Origin of the sequence: Kocuria sp. NBRC 114282 (assembly GCF_030268385.1) — a bacterium.
Classification (GTDB): domain Bacteria; phylum Actinomycetota; class Actinomycetes; order Actinomycetales; family Micrococcaceae; genus Kocuria; species Kocuria palustris.
This window is the reverse complement of the sequence record NZ_BSQO01000003.1, coordinates 329,891-347,050: the sequence shown is the minus strand read 5'-3', so window position 1 is coordinate 347,050 and position 17,160 is coordinate 329,891. Positions and strand designations below refer to the sequence as shown.

Genomic DNA, 17,160 nt, shown 5'->3' with positions numbered 1-17,160 from the left:
CGAGGCCAGGAGGAAGCATGAACACGAATATCGTCGCCGTCGCCAAGCGCCCCGACGCCGTCGAGGAGACGCGCCGACGGATGTCGGCAGCCATCGACTACGTCAAAGAGATCTTCGGCTCTGCGCAGGATCATGAGCTCCAGCGAGGACTGACCTCTGCGTACAACGCGGATCGGATGGCCCGGACCTGGACGGTCCCCACCTGGTTCGAGGTCGACGGCTTCCAATACGGCGTGAACCAGCCGCCGATCCCCTCCGATGTCCGAGTCGGTCCGGCCGAGCTGCCCGCCGTGGTCCACGATCGGGTGAACGGCGCGGGGCGTCCGTCGTCGTTCCTCATGAACCACTGGGGCTACTCCGTGGCCCCGGACGGCGCCGTCCGGGTCTGGACGGACCTGGTGGGCTTCGGGCGCGCCTATGTCGTGGAGACCGACGATCGCATCGTCGTGAGCAATCACATCGGAGCGTTGGCGTTCTTCCTCGACGGGCCGCTGGAGATCGATGACCGCGGCGTGGGCATGTTCGCCAACTTCGGGTGGTTCACCGAGGAGCACTCACCGTACCTCGGCATCCGTCGACTGCCGCGGGCCACGATGCTCGACGTCGATGCCGAGGGCAGGATCTCCCGTAGCGAGTACGAGACCCTGAACGAGCTGACGGGGGAGAGGGACCAGCCAGCTGACTTCGACGCGGTCGTCGACGAGAGCCGCACGGCGGCCTGGAACATCGACGCCCTCAGCTCGCCGATCGCCACGGTCTATCTCAGCGGCGGCCAGGACTCCCGTATGACGGCCGGTCTGTGGCTCTCGGGCGGTGCGCAGGCCAAGGTCACGACGCTGGGCACCCTGCCCAAGGAGACCGAGATCGCCCAGGACCTCATGCAGCGGCTGGGCCGCGTCACGGACCTGGCCGCTCAGGGGGTGGCCCACCGGATCGTGGAGCCGACCTCCTCCGAGGTCACGATGAGCCTTCCCGAGCGGCTGAGCAATGCTCACCTCATGTGGGACGGCGACGCCGCTCCGACGAACATGAAGCGCAACCTGCGTGTGGCCGGCCCCGGCGGGGCGCTGTCGATCGGAGGGACCAACGGCGAGATCACGCACGGGTACTTCTACAGCCGTCCTGGGCTCAGGGAGCGCATCGAGGGCCTGCCGCATCCGCTGAAGCAGCTCAACAGGGTGTACCCGGGCACTGCGACGACTGCAGCGGTGCGCGAGCAGCTCGAGGACTTCTTCGACGCGGAGTACGAGGCCATCGCCGCTGGAGGCTCTCCGGGGCTCCAGAGCCTGGACGTCTACTACTTCCGGGAGAAGCTGCGCCGCTGGCACAACCAGTCCCTCACCACGACGAGCGTGGTGCTGCTCGGGTCGCACGCGTACATCCGCATGGCCTTCGACCTGACGATCCCGGAGCGCATCGAGAAGCGGGCGCCCAAGGAGATCGCTCGGCGCGCGGTGCCCCAATGGGACGGCCTCCCGTATTACAAGGCCACCAAGGACGAGTCGCAGATCGCCACCCGGAAGGGGCTGCGCACCTGGTCGATCGACACCGAGGTCTTCAATGAGGTCCTGGACGCACCTCGGATCTGGTCCCGGTACCTGAGCTGGGAGCAGCTCGAGTCGTTCCGCAGGCTCATCCCCGAGGGCAAGGCCTTCGCCTCCCACGAGTCGTGGCTGAACCGGGCGATCTGGATCGATTCCATCGATGACCATCGCCAGCGCCTGAATCGCCGAACCGCGGCGGTCAGGAGGTCGGCATGAGCGACCACGGCCTGACTGCACGGATCCTCCAGGGGAGCTCACCGCTCGAAGCGCTGATGTCCCATGAGCTCTACCTCCGCCCTCGACGCGACGACGAGGACGTGCGGCGTCAGCTGCGCTCCGGGGAGGCAGCCGTCGGCGGCGCGGTCCTGCACGGAGGCCCTACCGGGATCTGGGATCAGATCGCAGCCGAGGACCGCAAGGTCGGCCTCGCCGTGAACTCCCTCCGCTTCCTCGATGCTCTGCGCCGTGACGGCGCGCAGCCCGGCGATCGCGACCTGTGGCTGCACTACGTGCGCGGGTGGCAGGCGTGGGCGCCGACGGCGCGAGAGGCAGGCCTCGATTCCTTCCTGCCTGCCAGTCAGCGGGCGGTCGTCCTGGCCGCAGGGCTGAGCTCCCTGTGGCCGTCGCCGCAGGAGAGGCCATCGGAGATCGTCGAGCTCCTCGGGGAGCATCGGTCGGTCTTCACGGAGAAGCTGCGCACGGGGCGGGTGCACCTCGTGGAAGAGGCCGTGATCCGAGGTGCGGCTTCGATGTCGTGCGGGCCTCGCCCCTCGACCGATGCAGCGGCGGTGCTCGCCGAGTTCGTCGCCAGGTACATCGGCTCCGGCCTGGCGCCCGGGGGCGGCATCGGTGCGGTGACCGAGACGACGCGGCGCTGGGTGGATCTCTATCAGTCGATCCACGACATGCTGGACGACGACGCTGACGAGCTCGAGGAGCCCGCCGAGCTGCGTGAGCGCTCGGAGAGCGCCTTGAGCGCCCTGTGGACGCACGGCACCCTGCCGACCGGGAGCCTGCTCCCCTCGGGTTCGCTCGGGGCCCAGGCGTCGTGGGATGACCGGTCGCCGCGAACCTCTGCGGAGCGCTACGCCGCGTCGGCCAGCGACGAGGGCGAAGCCGCCGACGAGCTGGTCCACGTCGATCCCAGCGGCTGGGCGTTCGTCCGCCGCGGCTGGGGCGAGACCGAGCTGGACTTCGACCAGGAGACGTTCTTCTCGCTGCGCTCCGGGCGACTGGAGTCGCCGGGACGGGACCACGACAACTCGGCCCTGTGGCTGACTGCTCGTGGCGTGACGTGGTTCGCAGATCGCCCGGGCGCGGAGGGTTCGGAGTGGCAGGACCGCAGCCATCATTCCTGCGTGGACGTGGACGCCCGCTACCGGACGCTCAGCGATGCCGAGGTGACTCGGGAGCGGGTGACGGCAGACTGCGTCGATCTCGAGGTGAGGGACCGGGCCTTCCTCCCCGTCGCTCTGACCCGGCGAGTCGTCTACTCCCGCAGCGGGGACTTCCTCGTGGTGGTGGATCAGGTCCGCAGCGCCGATGCGCACACCGGACGACAGCACTGGATCATCCCTCCGGGGTGCGCTGTGGAGGTCTCCGAGGGCCATGCGGTGATCACTCGAGGGCCGGAGTCGTGCCGGCTGATCTGGCTCAACGTGCCCGCCGTGCTGCCGAGCGTGGCGGAGCTCGGCGACGGCTGGCAGCGGATCGCCGTCCCCCTCTCGGCAGCTTCCACACGGCTCATCACCGCCGTCGTCCCTGCCCCTGAACAGGAGAGCATCGACTGCCGGCGCACGCCGATGGAGGACGGTGCGATCAGCGTCAGCCTGCGCCGGCCTCGGCACGCTGAGCAGCTGATCATCACCAAGGAGGGCGCGGGCGTCGGACCGGTGGATGAGGACAGCGCCGAGCTCTCGCAGCGCGTGACGCGCAATGCCCTGAACGGCGGGATCACCCCGGAGGAGGAGGATGCTCTCCGGCAGCAGATCCGAGCGCAGATCGCCGAGGTCAAGCAGCGGATCCGCTCGGAGGGAGGCGGGACGCAGCTGCGGTCGGAAGCACTCGAAGACCTGCTGGAGATCGCCCGAGATCATCAGGTGGAGGGTCTGCGGGACTTCGGACTCGGCGCCGCCCTCATCGACGTCGCAGGCGCGGATCTGCGCCCGAGGATCGCCGCACATCACTTGGTCAACGGACGCAAGCGCAGCCCGCTCATCTCGTGGGACGATCAGTCGCCGCTGGACCACGACTTCTATGCGGTGCCGATCCGGACCCGCTCGGAGGTGTGTGCGGAGCTGGACACGGACCTGACCCGACAGATGCTCACCATCGACACGGGGCAGCTTGTGCTCCCGTTCCTGCTGAGCACTGTCTCCAGCGGACGCACTCTGAGCGTCATGTTCCATGGGGCCACTGACCGATCCCGCAATGCGCTGCCGCGCTTCGAGCGCATGCGCTCGATGGAGGGAGGCTCCTCCGGCCCGGTCCTCTTCGTCTCGGATCCCTGCTTGGACCTGGACGCGAGTCAGATCCTGACGTGGTACGCGGGTGATGAGCAGCTGAACCTCCACCGGCTGATCGCACGGCAGGCAGAGGCCTATGCGGACGCGCTGGGGTGCGACCGCATCCTCTTCGTGGGCAACTCCGGTGGCGGCTTCGCGGCCCTGCAGTGCGCGTCCTACTCGACCCGGTCGGCCGTCGTCACCTTCAACCCGCAGATCCAGGTGGATCGCTACGTTCCGCGCATCGCCCGGACAGCCCAGGAGGTGCTGTTCGGCCGGGAGTCGGTGGCCGACGACCCCGAGCTGCGTGCTCGCATGGACCTCATCGAGAGGTATCGCGAGATCGGCTTCGCCAAGCGGGTGTTCTTCATCCAGAACACCGGCGACGAGATGCACTACGAGAGCCACTGCAAGCCGTTCTCCGAGGCATGGGCCGCCGAAGGCGAGTTGTCCGACCTGGGGCTGGTGACCCCGTACCTGGGTGCCGGGCATCGTGTGCCGCCGCCCGATGAGTACATGGCGCTGGTCCGAGAAGGGGAGGCCTTCGTCTTCTCCGACTGAGGAGCTGCTGGTGCTCGGGCCAGCCCCTCACGTCCGTCGCGGTTCTGGGCAGGTGAGGGGCAGGCGCCTGCGTGATGACTCGCGCGGCGGCCTCAGCCCTCGTTCAGGATCTCGAGGGTCTTCTCCTTCGACATCGGATTGTGGCCCTGCACCTCGTTGAAGTACATGTGCAGCGAGAAGTCCGCGCAGATCTCGGGGTTCTCGCGCAGGAAGGCCTGGGTCACGGGAAGCTGGACGTCGCGGTCGTGCGCTGATGCCATGTTCACCCAGTAGTCCACACGGGCTCGTGTGCCGCTGTCGGCGAGATTCTGCAGGCAGATCGCCCGCTTGGGCATGCGCTCACGGACCTGCTGGGCGTTGCGACCCGGGAAGCGTGATTCCAGTACGGGCTTCACCTGATGCGCATGCCAGCGCGTCCAGTCGATCTGCGGATTGTTCACCACGGCACGAGCCTGCCGGTCATAGGCCAGTTCCAGCAGCGTGGCGAAGCCGCCCGCCGATGACCCGTAGTAGAGCCGCTGGTGAGGGAGGGGCGTGCCCAGAACCCGGCTCAGACGGACGATCGCCATGACGATCTCCTTCACGCGCCACTGCGGGTGGGGCAGCTGGAGCCAGTTGATCGGCATCGCCTGCTCGCCCACGGTGCCGGGATCACAGACATAGATCTGATGCGCCTGGATGTCCATCCACCACGACGAGCGCTGGAAGACGGGCCGGCGTGCCGAGCGCTCCAGGTTCACGGCGCCGTTGTTGAGCACCACGAGTCTCTCGGCGCTGTCGCGCCGCACCACGAGCAGGGGAAGAACCACCCCGCCCAGGTCGACATTCATCCGATACGGCTCATCCACCGGGATGGTGGTCGGGGCCAGCGTCGACAGCTCGTCGAGACCCAGGCGATGCGCGTCGTCCTCTGTGACGAGATAGGTCATATGGGTCCTTGCAATCCGGGGGGGGGGAATGGAGACGCACCTCGGGTGCACGGGCGTCTCAGCCCTCCGGCTGGGCCTCCGGATCGAAGTCCGCCATCCGCTCGCCCACGCCGAACAGCTGCGCGATCGCGGCCACGGTGCGCTCGGCGGCGCGGCCGTCGCCGTAGGGGTTCACGGCATTGGCCATCGAGTCGTAGATGGCGCCGTTGTGCAGCAGGGTGGAGACCTCCTCCACGATGCGCTCCTCGTCGGTGCCGATCAGCTTGACGGTGCCGGCGGTGACGGCCTCGGGGCGCTCCGTGTTCTCGCGCATGACCAGCACGGGCTTGCCCAGGGAGGGAGCCTCCTCCTGGACGCCGCCGGAGTCGGTGAGCACCACGTGGGAGACGCCCAGCAGGCGGGTGAACTCGCCGTAGGCCAGCGGCTCGGTGACCAGGACGTTGTCCAGGCCCTCCAGGGCCGGCAGCACGGCCTCGCGCACCACGGGGTTGCGGTGGGCCGGCAGCACGATGGTCAGCTCGGGCTCGTCGCGGGCGATCCGGGCCAGGGCGCGGCCCACGCCGCGCATGGCATCGCCCTGGTTCTCGCGGCGGTGCGTGGTGACCAGCAGGACGCGGCGCCCGGAGGCGGCAAGCTCCTCCAGCGCCGGGTCGGTGAACGGCAGCTGCTGGGCCACGGTGTGGTGCAGGGCGTCGATCACGGTGTTGCCGGTGACCACGATGTCGTCGCCGTTGATGGACTCGGCCATCAGGTTGCGCCGCGAGATGTCGGTGGGCGCCAGGTGCAGGGAGGTGATCTGGGAGGTCATCTTGCGGTTGGCCTCCTCCGGGAAGGGGGAGAACAGGTCGAAGGAGCGCAGCCCGGCCTCGGCGTGGATCACGGGGATCCCGCGGTAGAACGCGGCGATCGCACCGGCGGTGGAGGTGGTGGTGTCGCCCTGGACGACGACGGCGTCCGGTGCGTTCTGCTCGAAGATCGCGTCCAGGCCCTCGACGGTGCGGGTGAGCACGCCGTTGAGGGTCTGGCGGGGGCGGATGATGTTGAGGTCGTGATCCGGGGTGATGTCGAAGATCTCGTTGACCTGATCGAGCATCTCGCGGTGCTGGCCGGTCACGGTCACCACGCACTGGAACTCGTCGGAGTCCTGCAGGGCCTTCACGATCGGGGCCATCTTGATGGCCTCCGGGCGGGTTCCGTAGATCGGCATCACGGTCAGCGGCATCGGTGACTCTTTCACTCATCGGCGGGTGGGATCCGTCACCAAGGATGTCATACGGCTGTCCCCAATTCGGGGTGGCGACGGCCATGGGTGGGGCGCGCCGTGCTCGAAGGCTCGCGGTTCAGAGCTGGATGAGCCCGGCCTTGTGAGCGGCGATGACCAGCTGCAGCCGGTCGCGGACCTGGAACTTGGACACCATGTTCGTCACGTGCAGCTTCACGGACTTCTCGGACAGGACCATGAGCTCGGCGATCTCCCGGTTGCTGTGCCCTTCGGCCAGGTGGTTGAGCACCTCGGACTCGCGGGCCGTTAGCGTGACGGAGGCGGGCAGGCTGGCCCGGTTGTCCGATTCGCGCAGATGCCCCACCACCGCCTCGAGGGCCTCAGGGGAGAGCTGGGTGCGTCCGGCCACGGCCTCGCGCACCGCGGAGAGCAGCCGCTCGGGCGGATCGGACTTCAGGACGTAGCCCAGTGCCCCGGCCCGCAGGGCGGGAACGACGGCCTCCCGGGAGGTGAACGTCGTGATCATCACCACGTGAGTGCACGGCAGGAGCCGAAGCACCTCGGCGACGGCCTCGACGCCGTCCACGCGCGGCATCTGTATGTCCATCAGGATGATGTCCGGACGCAGGGTCTCGGCCATCTGCACGGCCGCGCGCCCATCCGCGGCGGTCCCCACGACCTGCATGTCGGGGGCGCTGTTCACATAGATGGAGATGGTCTCGCGGACGACGGCCTCGTCATCGGTGATCAGCACGCTCAGCAGCTCGTCGGAGCCGGGCTCCGGAGACTGATCCGTGGTCATCGCTGCTCCAAGTCTGTCCGACGGCCGAGCTGTGGGCCGGGACGGCCGACATCGGCCAGGTCGCCGATCATCGTAACGACGGAGGCCGAGCGACAGACAGCCGGCGCAGGGTCTCAAGTGTGGACAAGTACATGCACTCAACGACATCCCGCTGACCGATGGATAATATCGCTGCAGCATCAATCGGAAGCGTCGGGCCTGGTCGTGGGCCCCTTGGGAGGGCAGTGAGGGTGATCCAGGCTGCTGCGGTGAGTGGGCCATGAGGGCCGATCTGCTCGAGCCTCCCCGGCTCTGGCGACGCTTCACCGCAGCCGTGGACAGCCGATGGCCGGAGCTGGCCGACTCCGCGGTCCTCGCCCCTCCCGTTCCGTTCCGAGCGGCCATGCTGCTGATCGTCCTGGTCTTCCTGGGGCTGCAGGTCATCAGCAGCCTCATGGGGCAGGCCTGGCTGAGCGGGCAGGCGTTGTCCTTCACGCTGATCGTCATCTTCCTGCCGCTGATCTGCGTGTGGATCAACCGCGGTCTGTGCGTCGTGGCTCTGACCGTGGCCTATGCCATGGTGCTGCTCAGCCAGCAGCCGATCGCTGTGGTCGCCCCGGCGATCATCTGCTGCGTCATCCTGTGCATGTGGAACCGCTGGGGCGTGGGCATGCTGCTGATGCTCGCCCAGCTCACGGCGGCCCTGTCCCTGGTGGGGCTCGGAGACACCGTCACCATCCGCATGCAGGCGTTCCTGCTCGCCTTCATGATCTTCGCCGGCTCAGCCGTGGGCTGGACCATCCGCTTCTTCCGCTGCCGGGCCCGGCTCACCCAGCTGCGGGTCGCCCAGCTGGAGACCGAGGTGGCCGGAGTGCGCTCGGCCGAGCGCCGGGACCTGGCTCGCGAGCTGCACGACCTCGTGGCCCACGACGTCACGGCCACCGCGCTGCGGGCCAATGCCGGGCTGCTCTCCCGGGAGCCGCAGGTGCAGCGCCGGGTGCTGCAGGACATCGCCGACGGAGCCTCGGGCACCATCGAGGACCTGCGCCGCATGGTCTCGGCCCTGCAGGAGGAGGCGGGGGAGGCCACCGCGCTCGAGGACGGGATCGCTCCCCAGCACCAGGCGCTGCGCACCGATCAGACCGGTGCGCAGCGTCCCACCGCGCCCACGGACTCCATGGAGACCGCCCTCGACCGGTGTCGTCAGCTGCTCGAGGACGCCGGATTCGACCGGGTCGAGATCGCCCGCGGAGACGGCTGGGAGGAGATCGCCACGAGCGTGCGGTCCCTGTGCCAGCGCGTGCTGCGTGAGGGCACCGCCAACGCCATCCGCCACGGGATCCCAAGCGCGCCGGTGAGCCTCAGCGCCAGCCTGGAGACCACGCCGCAGGGCCGCTCGATCGCGGTGATCCGGGTGCGCAACCTGGTCCGCGATGCCCGCAGTCGCAGCGCCCGACTGCCCCGGGAGATCTTCCTGGAGGGCGGCCTCGGACTGGTCGGCCTGAGCGAGCGCGTGGACATCTTCGGCGGCGAGCTGAGCTTCGGGCGCCAGCTGGACACCTGGGAGCTCATGGCCCGGATCCCGCTGCAGGAGGCGGATCGGCGTGCTTGAGGGGCGCGGCGCTGCAGGGCCGCGCCGAAGACGACCGAGAACGAGCACCGCAGGACGTGACTGAGATTTTCACACCGGACAGTGATCTGGATTACAGCATGAATCCGCGCAGGCCGAGCGCCCCCATCCCTGGAGCGCATGACTCCGCGACGGTGCAGAGGACGCTCGGGACGGCGTCTTGGACATCCGAGGAGAGGTTCGGGAGATGACACCTCTGAACAGGGCATCGATCGACCTGGTGATGCGGGTCGACGACCCCGCCGGGCGACCGATCGAGATCGACCGGGACGTCGTGCGCCGGTCCTACATGGCGCTCAAGGCCATGGCTCGCACGCTCTACGCCCACCATCGTCCTCCGGAGCGGTTCCCGGAGGAGGGCCTGAGCATGAGCTTCTACGAGCCCGGCCCCGGTGCCGTCGTGTTCGAGGCACAGGTCGTCGCCGATGTGCGAGGACGCGCCGGTGATCAGCCGACGCCGCTGGGCGCGGACAATCCGGAGCCCGTCCGCACCGCGGAGCAGGCCCTGCACCTGAGCGTCCTCGGGCTCGTGGAGATCGTGCGGGCCTTCGGCTTCGTGCTGGCCGCGCCGCAGACCGTGCGGGAGGTGCGCTGCGGTCACGTGGACCTGACCGAGGCCGACGACGGCCAGCACCTGCGCGTCTCGCCGGAGGTCGACTACGGGCTGCTGCACGGCAGCTTCGACGCCCAGATGCGGGAGTTTCTCTCCGGGCTGACGCGAGAGGGAGTGGGTGCCGTCTCCCTGGCCTACGGGGCGGAGGACAAGCGCAGCCGGATCCAGCACATGGTCATCGCGACCGATCGCGTCCTGGAGTTCGTGCGCGGGGCGCAGGTGCAGCGCCCGATCGACCGGCGGAGCACCGATCCCGACCCGGAGCCCGGTGCCGGCATGGACGCCGACGCGAAGCCCGGCGCCGCCTGAGACGGCCGCAGCTTCAGAGCAGGGGGCCGGGCGGCGGCATCCGCACATCGGTGCGTCGGCCGCGCTCCTCAGGACCCACATCGCTCTGGGCGGGCCGGGGGAGGTCCTCGCGCGGAGTGCGCGTGACCAGAGGCAGCAGCGGACCCTCGACCCGCGGCACGGAGTCGAAGATCGTGGCCGGGTGCATCTCCCGCACCCGCTCCCACATGTTCGCCGGCACCTCCATGACCGTGGCGCCCTCGCTCGTGTAGGGCCCCTTGCCCTGCACGAAGGTGACCGTGGAGTCGTCCTGCTCGAAGAGGTGCTTCAGGTCCTCTGCAGCGGCCTGGGCCTGCTGCGACGAGCGGAGGATCGCGAAGATATTGGTCGGCACCCGCATCACGTGCCGATCGTCCGTGACCATGGGCACGAGGTTCAGCTGATCCGCTGCGGTGCCCACCACCACGGACTTGGCCCCCAGGATGATCGGCAGCATCTGCACGCCCGAGAGCACCGTCTCCACGGCCTCGCGCAGCTTGTCCTCCAGCACGGAGATCTCGTCGACGCGGCGCGGCGAGAGCAGCCGACGGTGCAGCGGACGGGCGTCGCGGATGGAGGCCAGCAGGTCGTAGGCGCCGGGCTCGCGGATCGACAGGAGCACGCGCACCGGCTCTTCGCCGGCCACGTCCACACCGTCGAACTGGAGGCCTTCTCGCACCAGGGCGGCGAACCCTCGGCGGATCCTCTCGCGCTGCTGCGCGGACAGCTTCAGCGGGCGGCCGTGGCGCACGGCTTCGAGGCTCATGGGCTCCGAGACGAGCATGGGAGCCGAGTCGATGTCCGGCATGGGAGACCTCATCTCTTGTGCCTGCGGAAGGAGCCCCACGGGTGGGAGGACACGCCTCATCCAGCGGGTCGCGCGACGATGAGGGGCCGGCATCGGCCGGGGGGATCAGTCCGTCCGGTGCACGACGGTATCGACGTTACTGGCTGGTCTGGAGCGAAGTCGCCCCGAAAGCCCGTCGAGCTGGATGAGGCTTCAACTTTCGCGCCCGTCTGTGTGGACGGCGCGGACGAGATCGGACCACGTGAACACACACCAGCAGAGGTGGGCAGAGGCGGGCACGCGATGGATCGGGTCAGCCGAGCTCACCGTGTGCGTCGTCTGCGCTCACGCAGCGAGGAGACGACCCGGCGCACTCTGGGGGTGGCCGTGGAGGCCGCCAGATACGCCGAGAGCACCCCGACCGTTCCGGTCCCGCCGATCATCAGCGGGACGTGGAAGCGGCCGTAGCGCTGCGGCTCGGAGGCCACCACGTGGGACATGCCGTTGATCGTCGCCGCGATCACCGCGCCGGCGATGACCTGGTGGCCGATGCGCTCGCCGCGGTTGAGCAGAGGCTCGAGCTCGTCCGCGCGCAGATGGACGTCGAATCCGCCGTTCTCCAGCACGGACATGATCCGTCGGATGACGTCGGGGGAGTCCTGGCCCAGCTGGACCGCCTCTTCCACCAGCCCGCGCACCCGGTGCAGCAGCGCCTCGGGCGAGACGCGGCGCAGCACGAACTGGCGGGCGAACGGGCGGATCACGGAGATCAGGTCGAAGTCGGGATCCAGGCCCTTGCCGATCGACTCGGCGGTGATCACCATGCGCAGGAACAGCGCCGAATCGCGCGGCAGGCGCAGCCTATGGCGGCGCAGGCAGGCCACCAGGTCGGACAGCAGCGCCGCCATCCGCACCTCGGCCAGGGGCCGGTCGGCGTAGCTGCGGATCATGGATTCGACATCGCGGTCCAGGGCGGCGCGGTCCAGGTTCTCCGGGGCGCGGTCGGTGAGCTTGAGCAGCCCGGTGGTGGCGCGACGGGCATTGCCCTGGGAGACGCCGACGAGCATGGTCACCAGGGCATCGCGGAACTCCTCCGAGAGGCTGCCGACCATGCCGAAGTCGATCATGGCGATCGAGCCGTCGGAGTGGATGAACAGGTTCCCCGGGTGCGGATCGGCGTGGAAGAAGCCGTGGACGAAGATCATCTGGCACAGGATCTCCGTGGCCGTCACGGCCAGCTGGTGGCGATCGACCCCGGCGGCGTCCAGGGCCGTGTGATCCGTGATCTTCATGCCGGACATGCGCTCGGTGGTCAGCACCCTTGAGGAGGTCGCCTGCCACACCACAGCGGGCACGATCAGCGACGGATGCCCCGCGAACAGCTCGCGCATCCGCTCCGTGCTGCGGGCCTCGGCCAGGTAGTCGAGCTCATCTCGCATGGAGGCGGCGAACTGGTCCACCAGCCCGGTCAGGTCCTGATCGCCCACGCCCGGCCAGTAGCGCGTGATCAGCACGGCGAGCTCGCGCAGCACCTCCAGGTCGCGGTTGACGGTGTCCACGATCCCTGGGCGGCGGATCTTCACGACTACGTCCATGCCGTCGTAGACCGCGGTGTGGGCCTGCCCGATCGAGCCGGTGGCCAGCGGGACGGGGTCGATGTGGCGCAGTATCTCCTCTGCGGCGGTGTCCGGCTCCTGCTCGAGCAGCTCGCGGATGCGATCCGGCGGGATCGGCGGGGACGAGTCCTGGAGGCGGGCCAGCTCGCGGGCGTACTCCTGAGGCAGCAGGTCCGGGCGCGTGGAGGCCAGCTGGCCGAGCTTCACGAACGTGGGCCCGAGCTCCTCGAGCGCCAGGCGCAGGTGGACGGGCTGCGGGCGCAGCTTGTCCGGGTCCACCAGGCGCACGCGCTCCAGCGGGGCGCGCCATTCGGGCTTGAGGCCCGCCAGCACGAAGCCGAAGCCGTGCTGGGAGAGGACCTCCAGGATCTGGAAGAGCCGTTCGCGCCGCGAGAGCATTCTGGGGCGGGTCAGGATTCGTTCGGCGTCTTGTCGCGCTGCGCAGGCTCGGCGACGGTGGGGATGTCATCGCGCGTGTCCGGCCCGGTGCCGACCTGCTGCCGCGCGTCGTCGTCGAGCCCGGCGCTGTCCTGCTCGGAGCGCCGCGTGGACCCGGGCATGACCGAGCGCAGGTAGAAGGCCATCAGACCGGCCGCCAGGGCGACGATCAGGCACAGGGCGGTCACCAGCGGCTCACGACCCACGAAGATCAGCCCGAGCACCACGAGGGCCGCGGTGATCGCCAGCAGGCCCACGAACGTGCCGTCGGGACGACCGCCCTGGACCTGGCGCCCGCCGCCGGCGCGCTCGGCCTGCGATCCTGGGGGGTGGGCTCGCGACGAGCCGCGGCCCGAGGCCCTGGGGGCGCGCTTGGGGGACTGCGTGTCCTCCTGCTCGCCGCGACCGGCCAGCCCGGGGAACGCGCCGTGAGTCGTCTCCGCGGTGCCTGTGGCCCCACCGGAGCGACGGCGCCAGCGCGACGGCCGCGCAGCCTCGAGCTCGGAGGGGACGTAGGCGTTCGGGACGCGGTAGCTGTCTGCCTCGGGCTCCAGCGGGAGGAACTCGCGCGGGAGGCGCTCGAACCACTCGTCCGGGATCATGTCCGGGCGCGCGGCCTGCACGGTCAGCGAGACCTCGTATGAGGTGCCGCGGATCGTGCCCCAGGCGGCAGTGAGGAGGTCGTGCTCGAAGGCGTGGCGGATCACCGGGATGAAGACCTCGGACAGCTGCGTGGACAGCCGTCCCACGACCTGGCGCTGGTGCAGCACTTCCACGATGTCCACGTGCTCGCCGGCAGGGGTGCGGACCTGGTTGACCTCCAGGGTCAGCATGACCCGGCCCTCGCCGGTGCGCGGCAGGACGGAATGCAGGTACTCGGCGTGCTGCGACTCGTCGAGCACCTTGATGGAGGAGCCCTGCGGCAGGACGGTGGCCCGCTGCGGGGCCGAGTTCAGGGGGAAGAGCAGGTCCGGGGCGGCCAGGTCCAGGCGCAGGTCGGCATCGACCTCCGTGAAGTCGTCGGCGGCCACCAGGGAGGCCTTCAGGTGCGCCGTGGCCACGGCGTCGTAGCCGGAGGCGACCACGCGGGTGATCGAGGGCCAGTAGCGCTCGGCGTCCTGCGGCGCCAGGTGCCCCACCCGCTGGCCGTTGATGCGCACCGTGATGGTGGTGGGGTCCACGGGGTGGTCCGGCTCGGGGACCAGGACGGCGGGGCCGTCGTAGCTGCGGGGGGTTCCGAGGGGGAGGTCGCCGAAGACGCGGATGATCTCCGCGTCGTAGAAGTTCTCGGTCACGACCTGCAGAGATCCCCGATCGTTCAGGGGGTAGTCGGCCATCGTCTTCCTCTGCCTCTGGGGCGCGCTCCGGGCGCTGCCATCCGCTGCTGCCGGGGACAGTCGGTCTCCCGGTCCCGCCAGTCTGTCACGAGGCGGCGCCTGAGCCGGGGATTGCGGGGCTGTGGGCTGGGACGTCATGGGCGTCGGCCTCAGGGCCTGGCTGCTGCCTGGGCCCGCAGCCTCCGGGCGAGCTCGTCGCGGCACTCGATCACGATCCGGCGCAGGGCCGGATCGGCCTGGGCGTGCTCGTCCAGCCACTGCCCGCTGCGCCGCAGGATCGGATCCTGCTCGGGATCTGCCCTCGGGGACAGGTCAGCCGCGGCCGGGAAGAGGCCGCGGACCAGGCGGGTGGCCATGCCGATGGAGCGCTGGGACCACTCGGGCTCGATGACCTCGAAGTAGCGCGTCCGGTACGGGGCCAGCAGGTCCGGGCTGCCGAGCTGGAAGCCCTCGATCGTGGCGGAGAGCAGGTCGTTGGTCAGCTCGTGGCCCAGGATCTCCGCCCACGCCAGGTCCTTGGCGCGTGCGGTGGGCCGTGCCGCGTTCGTGCGGGCCCGACCGATCTGGGAGATGCGGGAGGCATCGCGCTCGGACTCGCGCAGGATCGAGGAGTCCACGGCGTGGTTGGTGGCCACCAGGCCGGTCAGCAGGGACCAGCGCAGGGCAGGGCCCAGGTGCAGACCGGGGATCACGACCTCCCCGCTGAGGAGGTCCTGGGTCAGGCCGTGGGCGGCGCCGTCGCGGTGGCTGAGGCGGGCCAGGGAGGAGGCCAGGCTGCGCTGGCGGTCCGAGCCGGGCTCGGCGGCCTGCAGCTGCCCGATCACCCGCTCCATCAGCCGGCCGCGGATCTGGGGGCGGCGTCGTGCCGGCAGGTACGACTCCAGGGCCTCCTCCGCCTGGCCGAGCACCGTGGTGAACACGGCCTCGTCGGACTCGACGAACAGGTGCTCGATCACCGCCGCGACGAAGTCCTCCGGGTCCAGGCGGGCCTGGCGGACATCGGTCCACAGCGCGGACCACACCACGGCTCGGGCCATGGGGTCCGGGATCGACGACAGCCGGGCCAGCTGATCCTCCCGCGTGGGCTGATCGACCACGATCTCGGCGAAGTCCAGGTCGCGGTCGTTGACCACCAGCACGCCGTCGGCACCTGCCAGATGCGGCAGCTCGTGGGCCGTGCGCCCGGACAGGGTGAGCTCGACGGTGCGCTGGGGCTCCTGCGCGGACCCCCACACGGAGACGGCGAGCTGATGATCGCGCTCGGAGGCGGGGTCGTGGACGGTGCCCTCCGGGGTCAGGGAGGCCGAGACCAGGGCCCCGTCGGGATCGCGGTGGGTCTGCAGCCGCAGGACGGTGGCTCCGGTGGTCGTGAGCCAGTCGCGGGCCCAGGTGGCGGTGTCGCGCTGGGAGGACTCCTGGAGAACGGCCAGGAAGTCCTCGAGACGCGCGGAGCCGAACGCGTGACGGCGGAAGTAGACCCGGCATGCACGCGTGAAGTCCTCGAGGCCCACGAAGGCCACGAGCTGCTTGAGAGCGGCCGCCCCCTTGGCGTAGGTGATGCCGTCGAAGTTCTGCTTGGCCGCTGCCACGTCCGGCACGTCGGCCACGATCGGATGCGTGGTCGACAGGGCGTCCTGGCGGTAGGCCCAGGCCTTGCGCCCCACGGCGAAGCCCGTCCAGGCCTCGGTGAACTGCGTGGCGCTGACCGAGGCGTGGGCTCCCATGAACTCGGCGAAGGACTCCTTCAGCCACAGGTCCTCCCACCAGTGGATGGCCACCAGGTCCCCGAACCACATGTGCGCCATCTCGTGCAGGATCGTGTTCGCGCGGCCCGCCAGCTGCTGGCGGCTGGCGCCGTCCGGGAAGAGGTAGTCCTCGGTGAAGGTGACCAGCCCGGGGTTCTCCATGGCGCCCAGGTTGTACTCGGGGACGAAGGCCTGCTCGTAGGTGTCGAACGGGTACGCCATGTCGAACAGGTCGGTGAAGAAGTCGAGGCCCTGCCGGGTGATCGTGAAGATCTCCTCGGCGTCCAGGTGCTCGGCCATCGAGGCGCGGCACCACAGGTGCAGGGGCAGGTGCTGCGGGCGCTGAGGAGCCGAGGACTCCCACGAGGACTCGGCGCTGACATACGGCCCGGCCAGCACCGACGTCAGGTAGGCCGGTATCGGCAACGTGGGGGAGAACTCGTGGCGGGTCGCAGCTGAGCCGTCCTGCGCCGGAGTGCTGACCGGCGTGCCGTTGGAGCGCGCTGCCCACTGCTGCGGGGCGGTGAGGCGGAAGACCCACTCGGCGCGCAGATCCGGCTGATCGAAGCACGGCATCACGCGGTGGGCATCGGCCGGCTCGTGCTGCGTGTAGAGATAGACCTCGCCGTCCTGCGGGTCGGTGTATCGGTGCATGCCCTCCCCGGAGCGGGAGTAGAGGGCCTCGCCGCGCACGCGCACCCGGTTCTGGGGCTGCAGGCCCTCCAGGCGCAGACGGTCCTCGGCGAAGGCGGCGGCGATCTCCTCGGCGCTGAGGCTGCGGCCGTTGATCTCCAGCCCCAGGACCTCGCCGGTGAAGTCCAGGAATGTCTCATCGGGGCCGTCGGCCCGGTCGAAGGAGAACGTCCAGGCCACCTCCACGGGGAAGGTCCGGCGCGCGGCATCCGGGGCGCCGGTGAGGTCGAGGTCGACCTCGCATCGGTGCGGGTGCACGCGCTCAGTGCGATCGGCTGCTTCTTGACGGGTCAGGCTGGGAGTCGGCACGGACCCATCCTAGGGACAGCTCACCGGTGCCCGTCATCCCGTGGGGCAACCGGGCGGCGGTGCTCGGATGTGTGACACTCATGACGGGCAAGGGGCCCGGCTCCGCGGCGCGGCCGCAGATCCA

Annotated in this window: 11 protein-coding genes; 4 read left to right on the top strand and 7 right to left on the bottom strand. The window is 69.8% G+C overall.

Annotation, left to right across the window (positions count from 1 at the left end):
- Nucleotides 1–17: 17 nt before the first annotated feature.
- Nucleotides 18–1,760 (top strand): asparagine synthetase B family protein, encoded by a 1,743-nt coding sequence (locus tag QSJ40_RS07685; RefSeq protein WP_053447445.1) that lies wholly within the window; start codon nt 18–20, stop codon nt 1,758–1,760.
- The gene (locus QSJ40_RS07680) at nt 1,757–4,609 is read left to right on the top strand and encodes a hypothetical protein (protein WP_285729933.1); all 2,853 of its coding nucleotides are present in this window, start codon (nt 1,757–1,759) and stop codon (nt 4,607–4,609) included. The genes QSJ40_RS07685 and QSJ40_RS07680 overlap by 4 nt, the downstream gene beginning before the upstream one ends.
- Nucleotides 4,610–4,701: 92 nt before the next feature.
- Here QSJ40_RS07680 and QSJ40_RS07675 read toward each other — a convergent pair whose 3' ends face one another.
- The 3 genes from QSJ40_RS07675 to QSJ40_RS07665 all read right to left on the bottom strand — a co-directional run bounded on the left by QSJ40_RS07675 (nt 4,702) and on the right by QSJ40_RS07665 (nt 7,562).
- A complete protein-coding gene (locus QSJ40_RS07675) occupies nt 4,702–5,538 on the bottom strand; it encodes a hypothetical protein (RefSeq protein WP_053447443.1) in 837 nt (278 codons plus the stop codon).
- A gap of 58 nt (nt 5,539–5,596) precedes the next feature.
- Complete coding sequence (gene wecB / locus QSJ40_RS07670) at nt 5,597–6,760, bottom strand: non-hydrolyzing UDP-N-acetylglucosamine 2-epimerase (RefSeq protein WP_285729931.1); 1,164 nt, start codon at nt 6,758–6,760, stop codon at nt 5,597–5,599.
- A gap of 118 nt (nt 6,761–6,878) precedes the next feature.
- Nucleotides 6,879–7,562, bottom strand: coding sequence for a response regulator (locus QSJ40_RS07665; protein WP_006215544.1), 684 nt, complete (start codon nt 7,560–7,562; stop codon nt 6,879–6,881).
- 259 nt (nt 7,563–7,821) lie between these two features.
- On the opposite strand from QSJ40_RS07665, the gene QSJ40_RS07660 reads away from it, so the two are divergent.
- Both QSJ40_RS07660 and QSJ40_RS07655 read left to right on the top strand, forming a co-directional pair.
- Nucleotides 7,822–9,153: a sensor histidine kinase gene (locus QSJ40_RS07660; protein ID WP_285729928.1), complete on the top strand. Its 1,332-nt coding sequence runs from the start codon at nt 7,822–7,824 to the stop codon at nt 9,151–9,153.
- Nucleotides 9,154–9,358: 205 nt separating this feature from the next.
- On the top strand, nt 9,359–10,093 hold the full coding sequence (locus QSJ40_RS07655) for a hypothetical protein (protein ID WP_006215546.1): 735 nt from the start codon (nt 9,359–9,361) through the stop codon (nt 10,091–10,093).
- A 13-nt stretch (nt 10,094–10,106) separates the two neighbouring features.
- Here QSJ40_RS07655 and QSJ40_RS07650 read toward each other — a convergent pair whose 3' ends face one another.
- The 4 genes from QSJ40_RS07650 to pepN all read right to left on the bottom strand — a co-directional run bounded on the left by QSJ40_RS07650 (nt 10,107) and on the right by pepN (nt 17,036).
- On the bottom strand, nt 10,107–10,919 hold the full coding sequence (locus tag QSJ40_RS07650) for a hypothetical protein (protein ID WP_285729925.1): 813 nt from the start codon (nt 10,917–10,919) through the stop codon (nt 10,107–10,109).
- A 302-nt stretch (nt 10,920–11,221) separates the two neighbouring features.
- The gene (locus tag QSJ40_RS07645; RefSeq protein WP_061712795.1) at nt 11,222–12,913 is read right to left on the bottom strand and encodes an ABC1 kinase family protein; all 1,692 of its coding nucleotides are present in this window, start codon (nt 12,911–12,913) and stop codon (nt 11,222–11,224) included.
- Between the two features lie 11 nt (nt 12,914–12,924).
- Entirely contained in the window at nt 12,925–14,289 is a 1,365-nt protein-coding gene (locus QSJ40_RS07640) for a hypothetical protein (RefSeq protein WP_285729922.1), read from the bottom strand.
- Nucleotides 14,290–14,438: 149 nt separating this feature from the next.
- Nucleotides 14,439–17,036 (bottom strand): aminopeptidase N, encoded by a 2,598-nt coding sequence (pepN, locus tag QSJ40_RS07635; protein WP_285729920.1) that lies wholly within the window; start codon nt 17,034–17,036, stop codon nt 14,439–14,441.
- Nucleotides 17,037–17,160: the final 124 nt, after the last annotated feature.

Bases quoted from the DNA above. Each gene is read 5' to 3' on its own strand.
- QSJ40_RS07685 (WP_053447445.1), top strand. From the start codon at position 18: ATGAACACGAATATCGTCGCCGTCGCCAAGCGCCCCGACGCCGTCGAG.
- QSJ40_RS07680 (WP_285729933.1), top strand. From the start codon at position 1,757: ATGAGCGACCACGGCCTGACTGCACGGATCCTCCAGGGGAGCTCACCG.
- QSJ40_RS07675 (WP_053447443.1), bottom strand. From the start codon at position 5,538: ATGACCTATCTCGTCACAGAGGACGACGCGCATCGCCTGGGTCTCGAC.
- wecB (WP_285729931.1), bottom strand. From the start codon at position 6,760: ATGCCGCTGACCGTGATGCCGATCTACGGAACCCGCCCGGAGGCCATC.
- QSJ40_RS07665 (WP_006215544.1), bottom strand. From the start codon at position 7,562: ATGACCACGGATCAGTCTCCGGAGCCCGGCTCCGACGAGCTGCTGAGC.
- QSJ40_RS07660 (WP_285729928.1), top strand. From the start codon at position 7,822: ATGAGGGCCGATCTGCTCGAGCCTCCCCGGCTCTGGCGACGCTTCACC.
- QSJ40_RS07655 (WP_006215546.1), top strand. From the start codon at position 9,359: ATGACACCTCTGAACAGGGCATCGATCGACCTGGTGATGCGGGTCGAC.
- QSJ40_RS07650 (WP_285729925.1), bottom strand. From the start codon at position 10,919: ATGCCGGACATCGACTCGGCTCCCATGCTCGTCTCGGAGCCCATGAGC.
- QSJ40_RS07645 (WP_061712795.1), bottom strand. From the start codon at position 12,913: ATGCTCTCGCGGCGCGAACGGCTCTTCCAGATCCTGGAGGTCCTCTCC.
- QSJ40_RS07640 (WP_285729922.1), bottom strand. From the start codon at position 14,289: ATGGCCGACTACCCCCTGAACGATCGGGGATCTCTGCAGGTCGTGACC.